This is a genomic window from Polaromonas aquatica (assembly GCF_042659145.1).
Taxonomy (GTDB): domain Bacteria; phylum Pseudomonadota; class Gammaproteobacteria; order Burkholderiales; family Burkholderiaceae_C; genus Polaromonas; species Polaromonas aquatica.
In genome coordinates, this window is record NZ_JBHSRS010000013.1 from 21,787 (window position 1) to 34,298 (window position 12,512).

The 12,512-nt window shown below is 57.8% G+C and carries 13 protein-coding genes; 12 read left to right on the plus strand and 1 reads right to left on the minus strand.

Annotated features, from left to right (window positions below; genetic code table 11):
• The first annotated feature begins 18 nt into the window (after positions 1–18).
• From ACFQND_RS04245 to ACFQND_RS04260, 4 genes are read left to right on the plus strand one after another with little or no spacing between them, the layout of a single operon-like run.
• Positions 19–1,176, plus strand: a complete 1,158-nt coding sequence (locus tag ACFQND_RS04245) for an extracellular solute-binding protein (RefSeq protein WP_371437915.1) — start codon at positions 19–21, stop codon at positions 1,174–1,176.
• A complete protein-coding gene (locus ACFQND_RS04250) occupies positions 1,177–2,280 on the plus strand; it encodes an ABC transporter ATP-binding protein (RefSeq protein ID WP_371437914.1) in 1,104 nt (367 codons plus the stop codon). It abuts the gene before it with no gap.
• Between the two features lie 7 nt (positions 2,281–2,287).
• Positions 2,288–3,232 (plus strand): ABC transporter permease subunit, encoded by a 945-nt coding sequence (locus tag ACFQND_RS04255; protein WP_371437913.1) that lies wholly within the window; start codon positions 2,288–2,290, stop codon positions 3,230–3,232.
• Between the two features lies 1 nt (position 3,233).
• Positions 3,234–4,088: an ABC transporter permease gene (locus tag ACFQND_RS04260; protein ID WP_371437912.1), complete on the plus strand. Its 855-nt coding sequence runs from the start codon at positions 3,234–3,236 to the stop codon at positions 4,086–4,088.
• A gap of 6 nt (positions 4,089–4,094) precedes the next feature.
• Here ACFQND_RS04260 and ACFQND_RS04265 read toward each other — a convergent pair whose 3' ends face one another.
• Entirely contained in the window at positions 4,095–5,042 is a 948-nt protein-coding gene (locus tag ACFQND_RS04265) for a DMT family transporter (protein WP_371437911.1), read from the minus strand.
• A 118-nt stretch (positions 5,043–5,160) separates the two neighbouring features.
• Here ACFQND_RS04265 and ACFQND_RS04270 point away from each other — a divergent pair, with 118 nt between their 5' ends.
• From ACFQND_RS04270 to pheS, 8 genes are all read left to right on the plus strand, one after another.
• The gene (locus tag ACFQND_RS04270; RefSeq protein ID WP_371437910.1) at positions 5,161–5,595 is read left to right on the plus strand and encodes a gamma-glutamylcyclotransferase family protein; all 435 of its coding nucleotides are present in this window, start codon (positions 5,161–5,163) and stop codon (positions 5,593–5,595) included.
• Positions 5,596–5,893: 298 nt separating this feature from the next.
• Entirely contained in the window at positions 5,894–7,225 is a 1,332-nt protein-coding gene (aceA, locus tag ACFQND_RS04275; RefSeq protein ID WP_371437909.1) for an isocitrate lyase, read from the plus strand.
• Positions 7,226–7,388: 163 nt separating this feature from the next.
• Complete coding sequence (locus ACFQND_RS04280; RefSeq protein WP_371437908.1) at positions 7,389–7,568, plus strand: hypothetical protein; 180 nt, start codon at positions 7,389–7,391, stop codon at positions 7,566–7,568.
• A gap of 278 nt (positions 7,569–7,846) precedes the next feature.
• The gene (thrS, locus tag ACFQND_RS04285; protein WP_371437907.1) at positions 7,847–9,754 is read left to right on the plus strand and encodes a threonine--tRNA ligase; all 1,908 of its coding nucleotides are present in this window, start codon (positions 7,847–7,849) and stop codon (positions 9,752–9,754) included.
• A gap of 87 nt (positions 9,755–9,841) precedes the next feature.
• Positions 9,842–10,444 (plus strand): translation initiation factor IF-3, encoded by a 603-nt coding sequence (gene infC / locus ACFQND_RS04290; protein ID WP_371437945.1) that lies wholly within the window; start codon positions 9,842–9,844, stop codon positions 10,442–10,444.
• A gap of 231 nt (positions 10,445–10,675) precedes the next feature.
• Positions 10,676–10,879: a 50S ribosomal protein L35 gene (gene rpmI, locus ACFQND_RS04295; RefSeq protein ID WP_371437906.1), complete on the plus strand. Its 204-nt coding sequence runs from the start codon at positions 10,676–10,678 to the stop codon at positions 10,877–10,879.
• A 25-nt stretch (positions 10,880–10,904) separates the two neighbouring features.
• Positions 10,905–11,264, plus strand: a complete 360-nt coding sequence (gene rplT, locus ACFQND_RS04300; protein WP_371437905.1) for a 50S ribosomal protein L20 — start codon at positions 10,905–10,907, stop codon at positions 11,262–11,264.
• A 179-nt stretch (positions 11,265–11,443) separates the two neighbouring features.
• Positions 11,444–12,508, plus strand: coding sequence for a phenylalanine--tRNA ligase subunit alpha (pheS, locus tag ACFQND_RS04305; RefSeq protein ID WP_371437904.1), 1,065 nt, complete (start codon positions 11,444–11,446; stop codon positions 12,506–12,508).
• Positions 12,509–12,512 lie beyond the last annotated feature (4 nt).

The window sequence follows — 12,512 nt, forward strand, 5'->3', positions numbered from 1 at the left end:
CGGATTTAAAAAGACATTATGAAAAAGCAGTTGTGGTGTTTTGCGTTCTCGGCCATCGCATTGGTAGCTTGCGGCAAGAAGGATGAAGCACCCGCAGCTGCGGCGCCGGCGACGGCCGGCAGTGCACCTGCCGTAGTCGCCAACGCCGAAGATAAAGTTCTCAATATCTACAACTGGCCCGACTACATCGCCAAAGACATGGTGGCGAATTTCGAGAAAGAAGCGGGCATCAAGGTCAACTACCAGACCTTTGAAAACAATGAAGCCCTGCAGGCCAAACTGGTGGCGGGCAACACGGGCTATGACATCGTGGTGCCCGGCGCGGTATTTGCCAAGCCGCAGATTGACGCCGGGCTGCTGCAGAAGCTGGACAAAACCAAACTGGCCAACTACGGCAACCTGGACCCAGCGCTCATGAGCAAGCTGGACGCCATTGACCCGGGGAATGCGTATCTGGTGCCCTGGGCCTGGAGTTTTGTCACGGTAGGCATCAACAAGGCCAAAGTGGCCAAGGCGCTGGGTGACACGCCCATGCCGGGCAATGCCTGGGAACTGGTCTTCAACCCGGTGTACACGGCCAAACTCAAATCCTGCGGCATTGCCTACCTTGATTCCCCGACCGAGGTGATTCCGCCGGCCATGCACTATCTCGGCAAAAATGCCTATTCCAATGATCCTGAGGACCACAAGGCTGCCGGTGAAATGCTCGCCAAGGTGCGCCCGCATATCCGCCTGTTCTCCAGCACCATGATTGACGACCTGGCGGCCGGGAAGGCCTGCGTTGCACTGGGTTGGGCCGGTGACATCAACATCGCGCGCGGCCGTGCCATGGAGAACAACAACGGCAACGAGGTGGAAGCCCTGCTGCCCAGTACCGGTGGGCTGATCTTCTTTGACAACCTGGCCATCCCCAAGGACGCCAAACACCCCAATAATGCGCTGGCCTTTATCAACTACTTCCTGCGGCCAGAAGTATCCGCGTCGCTGACCAATGAACTGGGCTACGCAACGGCCAACAAGGCCAGCCTGGCCAACGTCAAACCCGAGATAGTCAAGGACCAGGCGGTGTTTCCTGATGCCGCGAATTTACAGAAGATGGTGCCGCCTGCGAGCTTCAGCAATGAAGCTCGCCAGTCCATGAGCAACGTCTTCACCCTGTTCAAAAAAGGCGCCTGAGTGACAGGGGGGTTGCCGGTGGACGGCTTTTTGCGGACTGAGCAGCTGGTCAAGCGTTTCGACGGCGTCGCCGCCGTTGATGACGTCTCGCTGTCCATCAACAAAGGCGAGATTTTTGCATTGCTGGGCAGCTCTGGCTGCGGCAAGTCCACTTTGCTGCGCATGCTGGCCGGGTTCGAAAAACCCACCTCGGGCGCGGTGGTGCTGGATGGCGTGGATATCGCCTCGATGCCGCCCTACGAGCGGCCGATCAACATGATGTTCCAGTCGTATGCGCTGTTTCCGCACCTGAACATCTGGGACAACATTGCTTTCGGCCTCAAGCGCGAAGGCATGCCCAAAGACCAGATCGCTGCGCGGGTTGAAGAAATGCTCAAGCTTGTGCAACTGGAAGCCTTTGCCAAACGCAAGCCGCAGCAGCTTTCGGGCGGGCAGCAACAGCGTGTGGCGCTGGCCCGCAGCCTGGCGAAAAAACCGCAGTTGCTGCTGCTCGACGAGCCCCTGGGCGCGCTGGATAAAAAGCTGCGTGAACGTACACAGTTCGAGTTGGTCAATATCCTGGAGTCGGTGGGTGTGACCTGCGTCATGGTGACGCATGACCAGGAGGAAGCCATGGCCATGGCCTCGCGCATCGCGGTCATGAGCCACGGCCGCGTACTGCAGGTAGGTACGCCAAAGGAGATTTACGAGCACCCGAACTGCCGTTTTGTGGCTGACTTTATCGGTAACGTCAATCTGTTCGAGGGCGAGTTGACCGTCGACCAGGCAGACCGCTGCGAAGTAACGACCGCGCACGGCATCGTGAATGTGGGGCACGGCATCAGCGGCGCGCTGGGCATGGCCGCAGCGATTGCGGTGCGGCCAGAGAAAATCCATATCTCCAGGTCAAAGCCTGCAGGAGTGACTGGCAACCTGTTCACCGGCAAGGTCCGGGAGATTGCCTACTTCGGCAGCTACAACACTTTTATCGTCGAAATGGCGGGCGAGCGGACCGTGAAGATCACGGAGACCAACACCACCCGGCACGACAGCAGCGTGATTACCTGGGACGACCAGGTGTTTTTCTGGTGGGACGACACCGCGCCCGTGGTGTTGACCCAATAAGGCCAGCATGAAGATAGCAGCAGGTTTGCGGTTCACTCCGGGGCGGCGTTTTGTCATTGCCGTGCCGTATGTCTGGCTGCTGGTGTTTTTTGTGCTGCCTTTTTTGATCCTGTTGCGCATCAGCGTGACGGACATGGGCAGCGGGGTGGACCCTTTTGCGCCACTCATCGAGGCAGCGTCGGGCTCCTGGCGCATCATGCTAAAGCACGACAACTACCTTTCCATCTTCAGTGATGGCGCGCAGGGGGCTGGCGGTTTCGGCGGCACCATTTACGTGGATGCCTATAAAACTTCCCTGAAATACGCCTTGCTGACGACTTTGTCCTGCCTGCTGATCGGTTACCCGTTTGCGTATTTCCTGGCCCGCTCGCGGCCGTCTATCCGGCCGGCCTTGCTGATGCTGGTGATGTTGCCGTTCTGGACATCATTTTTACTGAGGGTGTATGCGTGGAAAGGCATCCTTGCAGACCAGGGCGTGCTGAACAACCTGCTGTTGTCGCTGGGCATCATCCATGAGCCGCTGGTGATGCTGTACACCGATGTGTCCATGCTGGTGGGCATGACATACGTGTACTGCCCCTTCATGATCCTGCCGTTGTATGCCAACCTGGTGAAGATGGACGTGCGCCTGCTGGAGGCCGCGCATGACCTGGGCGCGAGTGCGTGGAAGGCGTTTTGGCTGGTGACGGTGCCGCTGAGCAAGTCCGGCATCATCGCCGGCTCCATGCTGGTGTTTATTCCTGCCGTCGGCGAGTTTGTGATTCCTTCGCTGCTGGGCGGTGCGGAAAACATCATGATAGGCCGCGTGGTGTGGGACGAGATGTTCAGCAGCAACAACTGGCCGCGTGCAGCGGCATTGTCGGTGGTGATGATCGTCGCCATCCTGGTGCCGCTGGCCTGGTATTACCGCTCCAGCGCCGGGCGCGACACCCGGGCAGAGGCTGGGCACTGAGATGAAACGCCCGGGCCGCGCCATCGCGACTTCTGTTTCGCGCTTTGCAGAAAACCATGTTGGCCGGCTCTGGCTGGTGATGGTCTTCCTGTTCCTTTACATACCGCTGTTTTTCCTGATTATTTTTTCTTTCAACAGCACCCGGCAGGATGGCGTGTTCACAGGCTTTTCATTGCGCTGGTACCAGGCGCTGCTGGACGATCCACGGTTGGTGGAGGGGTTCTTTTTATCGCTCAAGGTGGCGCTGATCACCGGAACGCTGTCTGTCGTGCTGGGCAGCTTTGCCGCTTTTGTGCTGGTGCGCTACAGGCGCTTTTCGGGCCGCACCTTGTTTTATGGGCTGGTCAACGCGCCTCTGGTCATGCCGGAAGTCATTATTGGCCTGTCCCTGCTGTTGCTGACAGTGGCCGTGCAGCGTACGTTCGGCTTTCCCGAGCGCGGCTTCATCACCATTGTGCTGGGCCATACGCTGCTGGGCATGGCCTATGCGACGGTGGTGATCCAGTCGCGTCTGAGCGAGATGGACCGCTCCATCGAAGAGGCCGCCATGGACCTGGGCTGCCGGCCCATGCAGGTGTTTTTCCTGGTGACCCTGCCCAATATCGCGCCGGCACTGGTGTCCGCCTGGCTGCTGACGTTCACGCTGTCGTTTGACGATGTCGTGATTTCGGAGTTTTTGTCCGGCCCTGGCGTGACGACCTTGCCGCAGGTGATCTTCAGTTATGCGCGGCGGGGCGTGAACCCGTCGATCTACGCGGCCGCGACCATTCTTATTGCTGTGGTTTCGCTGGGCATCATCAGCTACAGCGTGTTCATGATGCGGCGGCAAAAACGCCTGGACAAAGAATTACGCTAACAGGCCCTAGTGCGGCAGCACGCTCTGGCCCGTCCCCGGCCGGCCCCGCTGCGGCAAGGTAGCCAACACCACCCCGACCAGTGCAATGGCAAAGGCGCCGATTTGTGTGCCATTGAGCTTTTCCCCCAGCACGATCACACCCGCGGCGGCGGCACTGACAGGCAGCAGCACGGTAAAAACACCGGCCTGGTTGGCGGGAACGGTTTTCAGCCCGGTCATCCACAGCCATACCGTCCACACGCTGGCCGCGAGCGAGTAAAACAGCAACAGCAGCCAGCTTGAGCCTGCAACCGCCCGGAAGTCAAAGCCCCAGGCCATCCACAAACCGAGCGGTGTGACCAGCACAAAACCCCACAGGTTGATGAGCGCGGTGATACGCTTGGGGCTCAGGGCGCCCGTGAGTTTTTTGCCTATCACTGCGTAGGCGGCCTCACACAACACGGCGCCGACCAGCAACAGATTGCCCAGCCAGGCATTTTTTGAAGCCAAATCGGCCCCTGGCCCACTGATAATGGGCGCTACCGGCTCCTGTTTTGATAGCGATACCAATGCCACGCCGAGCACGGCGCAGGCGACGGCCAGCCAGACGCGCAGGCTGATGCGCTCACGCAGGAAAAGCCAGCTCATGACAGCCACCGCAGCCGGAATGGACGCCATGATGACACCGGCGGCGACTGCGCTGGTCAGGCTCACGCCAAACAACATGCAGATTGAAAACAGGAAGTTGCCCAGGAATGACTCCAGGAACAGCAGGCGTTTTGTCTGGGAGCTCATGGGCGCTTCAAACGCGGGTTTTTTTAGCCAATGCAGCATGGCGGCCCCGCCTATGCCGAAGCGCAGCCACGCCAGCAAAAAGACGGGCAGGGCGGCCACCAGCGGTTTGGAGAGTGCTACATAGCTGCCTACCAAAGTCATGCTGAGCGCGAGGCAGGCATAGGCCACAATGCGGTTCATTCGGCTGGCTTTTCCATGGCGTCGGCGCTGCGGCCGACATGTTTGTTGCTTTACTTGTATTTGCCGGCCTGAGGGACGGGCGCAGGTTTAAATGATGCCTTACTTTGGGTTTTAAGAGATGTCCTTGTCACCCGCCCGTCATGTCTTTGTCTACGGCACCCTGCGCCGGGGTGAGCAGCGCGACATCAACTTGCTGCAACCGGCCCCCGAGTGGGTCGGACAGGCAAGCCTGCCAGGTGTTCTGTACGACCTGGGCACCTATCCCGGCATCTTGCTGGGCGGGGATAGCCTGGTGCACGGTGAGGTGTACCGCATCAGCCGGGCACTGGAGCTGCAACTCGATGAGATTGAGGAAGTCTGGCCCCAGCAGACCGGTGAATACGCGAGGCGCGAAGCCGAGGTCAGGCTGGACCCGCAGCGGCCTCCCGGCGCCGGGATTGAGCCGGACGCGGTGACTTGCCTCGTCTATGAAATAGCGTCCCGGCGTACACAAGGCAAGCCCGTCATTGGCTGTGGCGACTGGGTGCAGTACCGCTTGTCCAGGGGTTCCTGAGGCGCGACACTCCATCGCTTTGCGCTGGCAGGGGGGGATGGCGCTTTGGATTTCATAATCCAATATTTATATTCCTTAATATGAAATGTTGAATTGCTGCGCTGCAAGAATATTTCTCAATACAAGAAATTAAATTTCATATTGCGGTTTAATTTTAATAAGTCTTTGATTTAATTGATATTTAAATTTTGTCTTATATAAGACATAAGAGATGTTTAGGTCTTGTACAAGACTTAAACTGGCGTCAGTTCTTTTAACGCTACTTCTCTTTAATTCTCTTTAACCACCGGAGCTCACCATGCCACAAAGCCTCACAGAACAACTCAGCCGCGAACAGCAGATCAGTGCCCTGGAAAAAGACTGGGCCACCAACCCACGCTGGAAAGGCGTCAAGCGCGGTTACAGCGCCGCCGACGTGGTGCGCCTGCGTGGCTCGCTGCCGATTGAGCACACCCTGGCCAGGCGCGGCGCTGAAAAGCTGTGGGACAAGATCAACGGCAGCGCCAAGAAGGGCTATGTGAATGCGTTCGGTGCGATCTCTGCGGGCCAGGCCATGCAGCAAGCCAAGGCCGGCCTGGAAGCCGTGTACCTGTCCGGCTGGCAAGTCGCCGCTGACGGCAACACCTCCGAAACCATGTACCCCGACCAGTCGCTGTACGCCTACGATTCGGTGCCCACCATGGTGCGCCGCATCAACAACACCTTCAAGCGCGCTGACGAAATCCAGTGGGGCCGTGGCGTCGAGCCAGGCAGCAAGGAGTTCATCGACTACTTCCTGCCTATCGTTGCCGATGCAGAAGCCGGTTTCGGCGGCGTGCTGAATGCGTTCGAGCTGATGAAGAACATGATCACAGCTGGCGCTGCCGGCGTGCACTTCGAAGACCAGCTGGCCGCCGTCAAGAAATGCGGCCACATGGGCGGCAAGGTGCTGGTGCCCACGCAGGAAGCCTGCGAAAAGCTGATCTCGGCCCGTTTTGCCGCTGACGTCATGGGTGTGTCCACCATCGTGCTGGCCCGTACCGACGCCGAAGCCGCCAACCTGATCACGTCCAACCATGATGCCAACGACCAGCGTTTCCTGACGGGTGAACGTACGCCAGAAGGCTTCTACCGCGTCAAGAACGGCCTGGAGCAGTCCATCAGCCGTGGCGTGGCTTACGCTCCCTATGCCGACCTGGTGTGGTGCGAAACCGGCGTGCCTGACATCGGCTTTGCCCGTGAATTCGCCCAGGCCGTGCATGCCGCCTGCCCTGGCAAGCTGCTGTCGTACAACTGCTCGCCTTCCTTCAACTGGAAGAAGAACCTCAACGATTCGCAAATCGCTTCGTTCCAGGAAGACCTGTCGGCTCTGGGTTACAAATTCCAGTTCATCACACTGGCCGGCATCCACATCAACTGGTTCAACACCTTCAAGTTTGCCCACGCCTACGCCAACGGCGAAGGCATGAAGCACTACGTGAACATGGTGCAGGAGCCCGAGTTTGCTGCGCGCGAGCAAGGCTACACCTTCGTGTCGCACCAGCAAGAAGTGGGCGCTGGTTACTTTGACGACGTGACCACGGTGATCCAGGGGGGTTCGTCCAGCGTCAAGGCGCTGACCGGCTCGACCGAAGAAGAGCAGTTCCACTGAATCGTGCGTTGAAGCGGCGGCCGGGGCTTCGTCAGAAGCCCCAGGCCGACAAGCCCGGGCAGGCCCTTACAGGTTTGCCCGGGCTTTTTTGTGGGCCGGTTTTCACGTAGAGTGCCGACTGCCTCATACAAAAACTGACCACTTGGATGTGGAGGAGACCGCGATGTCTGACTTGACGGTGGGTTTCAAGCGGATTCCCTGTTCCGATTGCAATGGCACGGGGGAGTTGCGCATTGAAAGCGAAAACATCAACGAGAATTTCGATGTCGAAAAGCAGACCGTCATCACCGAGTGCCCGCTTTGCCTGGGGCTGGGTTTTATGCTGCCGGCAGGCCCGCAGTAGTTGTTTGGCGGGCCACAGGCGAATGCTTGCCGACCTGCCGTAAAATAAAGCCATGCAATCCATCAAACTGAACAACCAGGAAACAGGAAGGATAGTTCGGGTTATGACACCGCGAACTACGACCTCGTCCGTTTTCTGGAGTCATTCAGGGCGCTAGTCCGCATCCCCCGGTGACTGATAGCTATTGATTCCATAGCGTCCATCCATATTCCCCAGATCAAAGCGCGGCAGGTTCCGCGCTTTTTGTTTTTCAGTCCATTTATAAAAAAGTCGTTCCCATGATTCAAATCACGCTCCCCGATGCTTCAAAGCGCGAATTTCCCCAGGCGGTGACGGTTGCCGAGGTTGCTGCATCCATAGGCGCAGGCCTTGCCAAGGCGGCCCTGGGTGGCAAGGTGGACGGCAAGGTGGTCGATACCAGCTATCTGATTGAAAAAGACAGCAACCTTGCCATCATCACGGCCAGGGATGCCGATGGCCTGGACCTGATCCGCCACTCCACGGCCCATTTGCTCGCGTATGCGGTCAAGGAGCTTTTCCCGGATGCGCAGGTCACCATCGGGCCGGTGATTGAAAACGGCTTTTATTACGACTTCGCTTACAAACGTCCGTTTACGCCGGAAGACCTGGTCGCTATTGAAAAGCGCATGACGGAGCTGGCTGCCAAGGACGAGGTGGTGACGCGCCGTGTGCTGCCGCGCGATGAGGCCGTGGCGCATTTCAAGAGCATTGGCGAGTTGTACAAGGCCGAGATCATTGCCAGCATCCCCGCGGACCAGGATGTGTCGCTGTATCGTGAAGGCAATTTTGAGGACTTGTGTCGCGGCCCGCACGTGCCCAGCACGGGCAAGCTGAAATTCTTCAAGCTCATGAAAGTCGCAGGCGCCTACTGGCGCGGTGACCATCGCAATGAAATGCTGCAACGCGTTTATGGCACGGCCTGGGCGACGAAAGACGAGCTGCAGCAGTACCTGACCATGCTGGAAGAGGCTGAAAAGCGCGATCACCGCAAGCTCGGCAAGGAGCTGGACCTGTTCCACATTGATGACCACGCACCCGGACTGGTGTTCTGGCATCCCAAGGGCTGGACGGTCTGGCAGGGCGTTGAACAGTACATGCGCAAGGTCTACCAGCACAATGGCTACCAGGAAGTGAAGGGGCCACAAATCCTGGACAAAACGCTCTGGGAAAAGACCGGCCACTGGGACAAGTACCGTGACAACATGTTCACGACCGAGAGCGAAAAGCGCGAATACGCGCTCAAACCAATGAACTGCCCCGGCCACATCCTGATCTTCAAGCAGGGCATCAAGAGCTACCGCGACCTGCCGCTGCGTTACGGCGAGTTCGGCCAGTGTCACCGCAACGAGCCGACGGGTGGCTTGCACGGCATCATGCGTGTGCGCGGCTTCACGCAGGATGACGGCCACATTTTCTGTACTGAAGAGCAGATTCTGAAAGAGTGTGTCGACTACACGACCCTGCTGCAAAAGGTTTATACCGACTTCGGCTTTAAAAACATCATCTACAAGGTAGCCACGCGGCCCGAGGCGCGTATCGGCTCCGACGAAAGCTGGGACAAGGCCGAGCATGCATTGATCGAGAGCCTGCGCGCTTCCGGTTGCGAGTACGAGATTTCCCCCGGCGAAGGTGCGTTCTACGGCCCGAAAATCGAATACACGCTGAAAGATGCGATTGGCCGGCAGTGGCAGTGCGGAACCATCCAGGTCGATTTCTCCATGCCCGAGCGCCTGGACGCCGAATATGTGGGCGAAGACGGCAACCGCCACCGCCCGGTAATGCTGCACCGCGCGATTGTGGGCAGCCTGGAGCGTTTTATCGGGATTTTGATCGAGGAACATGCCGGCGCACTGCCGACATGGCTCGCGCCCGAGCAGGTTTCGGTCCTCAATATCACCGATTCCCAGGCGGATTACGCCCGGGAAGTGGCCAAAACGCTGCAAAATCAAGGGCTTAGGGTCAACCTCGACCTGCGCAATGAGAAAATTACGTATAAAATACGGGAGCACTCATTGCAGAAGCTGCCTTATATCCTTGTTGTTGGCGACAAAGAGAAGGCCGCCGGAGCTGTTGCAGTGCGCGCCCGGGGTAACAAAGACCTTGGAGTGATGTCCCTCGAAGCATTTGCCTCGCAAATTGCCTCTGACATTGCTCAAAAAGCCTGATTTTTGACTCTTTTGTTGATGATTTTGGCCTCTCGTCCTTGTCAGGCGGGCGCAAGCCGCTATAGCTTTTATAGCAAGCATTGAAGGATATTGACCATCGCTACTGAATTTCGTGACCGCCGTCACCGCGAAGAACGCAAGCATCGCTTGAACCGTGAAATCATGGCCCCTGAAGTACGTCTGTCAGGGCCTGACAATGAGCCTTTGGGCATTGTCAGCCTCATGGAGGCCTTGCGCCTCGCCGGTGAAGCGGATGTGGATCTTGTTGAAATCTCCCCCACGGCGGTTCCGCCGGTGTGCCGGTTGATGGATTACGGCAAGTTCAAGTATGCCGAGCAGAAAAAGGCGGCGGAAGCGAAATCCAAGCAAAAAGTGATCGAGATCAAGGAAATCAAATTCCGGCCCGGCACTGACGATGGTGACTACAACATCAAATTGCGCAATATCAAGCGCTTTTTGGAAGAGGGCGACAAGTGCAAGATTACCCTGCGCTTTCGCGGTCGCGAGATTACGCACCAGGAACTGGGTTTGGCCCTGCTGGCGCGGATTCGCGATGAACTGGCTGATTTGATCGTGGTGGAGCAGTTCCCCAAGCTTGAAGGCAGGCAGATGGTCATGATGATCGCACCGGGCCGTAAAAAGCCAGGGGCAAAACCGGCCGCAGAAGCTGCGCCGGCCGCTGCGACCTAAGTCGCAGTAAAAGTTTCAGGGGATGCCGCAAGGCGCTCCGGTGAAGGCAGGTGACAAGCCAGCTTTCCAAAAGTGAAGGGGTTAAACCCTTTGCGCACCGGCGGCAAATTTAATTATTGGCAACCGGTAAGTGGTGGAGTTAATAACTCGCCACTAAAAAGTGGCTCGGGGCCATCAAGTCTGCGGAAGGTTCGCGGCGCCTCACGAGCACAAATGAAAAGGAGCATTTATATGCCCAAAATGAAGACCAAGAGCAGCGCGAAAAAACGTTTCCGCGTTCGTCCGGGTGGCACCGTCAAGCGCGGTCAAGCCTTCAAACGTCACATCCTGACCAAGAAGACCACCAAAAACAAACGCCATTTGCGTGGTGCAGTGACTGTTCATGAGACCAATATGGGTCACATGGCACAGATGCTGCCAGGCCGTGGCATTTAATTAACGACGAACAAGGAGTACTCACATGCCTCGCGTCAAACGTGGTGTAACGGCTCGCGCCCGCCACAAAAAAGTTTTAGCCCTTGCAAAAGGTTTCCGCGGCCGCCGCGGCAATGTCTTCCGTATCGCCAAAGAAGCGGTAATGAAGGCCGGGCAATATGCCTACCGTGACCGCCGTACCAAGAAGCGCGTGTTCCGCCGTCTGTGGATCACCCGTATCAATGCTGCAAGCCGCGCCTGCGGCCTGACCTACAGCCAGTTTGCCAATGGCCTGAAAAAGGCTGGTATCGAGATCGACCGCAAGGTGCTGTCCGATATGGCCATCCATGACAGCGCTGCTTTCGGCGCTATCGTGGAGCAGGTCAAGGCCAAGCTGGCTGCCTGATTTTCAGGGCATGATGCTATTAAATTAGTAGCTGATTGCGCACGAAAATAAAGGGCTGGAGCTTGAAAAGGCTCTGGCCCTTTTTTATGGCCCTTTTCCCGGCCCTTTCTGCAGCGCTGATTTGACGAGAGTGTTGCCGAAAGCGCCCGAGCTGTTTTGTATTTTGAACAAGAGAATGTATGAACCAACCTGATGCCCTCAATGAACTGGTCAGCAGCGCCAAGGCCAGTTTTGAGCAAGCCGTGACACCGGCCGACCTGGAAAACGCCAAGGCGCTGTTTCTGGGGAAATCAGGCAAGGTCACCGAGTTGATGAAGGGCATGGCAGCTCTTAGCGTGGATGAGAAGAAATCCCGCGGTGCCGCCATCAATCTGGCCAAGCAAGCCATCGAAGCCGCGCTGAGCGAGCGCCGCCAGGCGCTGGCCGATGCCGAACTTGAAAAGCAGCTCAAGGCCGAGGCGCTCGATGTCAGCCTGCCCGGCCGTCAGCGCACGCAAGGCGGCCTGCACCCCGTGTCCCTTACGCTGGAACGTATCGAGGCGATATTTGGCTCCATGGGTTTTGATGTGGCCCAGGGTCCGGAGATTGAAACCGACTGGTTCAATTTCACCGCGCTCAATACGCCCGAAGACCATCCGGCGCGGTCCATGCACGACACCTTTTATGTCGAAGGCGGCACCGAGGCCGCCCCCAATTTGCTGCGTACCCACACCAGCCCCATGCAGATCCGCTATGCGGTCCAGCATGTCAAAAAACACCGCGCCCTGATTGATGCAGGTGGCCGCATGCCCGAGATCCGCGTCATTGCGCCAGGCCGCACCTACCGTGTCGACAGCGATGCCACCCACTCGCCGATGTTCCACCAGTGCGAAGGCCTGTGGATTGGCGAGAACGTGAGCTTCAAGGATTTGAAGTTCGTGTTCACCGATTTCTGCCGCACATTTTTTGAGAGCGATGACCTTGTGCTTCGCTTTCGGCCCAGTTTTTTCCCGTTCACGGAGCCCAGTGCCGAGATTGACATCCAGTTCCAGACCGGACCGCTCGCCGGCCGCTGGCTGGAAGTGGCGGGCTCCGGGCAGGTGCACCCGAACGTGGTGCGCAACATGGGCCTGGACCCTGAAAAGTACATCGGCTTTGCTTTTGGCATGGGGCCGGACCGCCTGACGATGCTGCGTTACGGCGTGAACGACCTGCGCCTGTTTTTTGACTGCGATATCCGCTTTCTTTCGCAATTCCAGTCATAAAAAT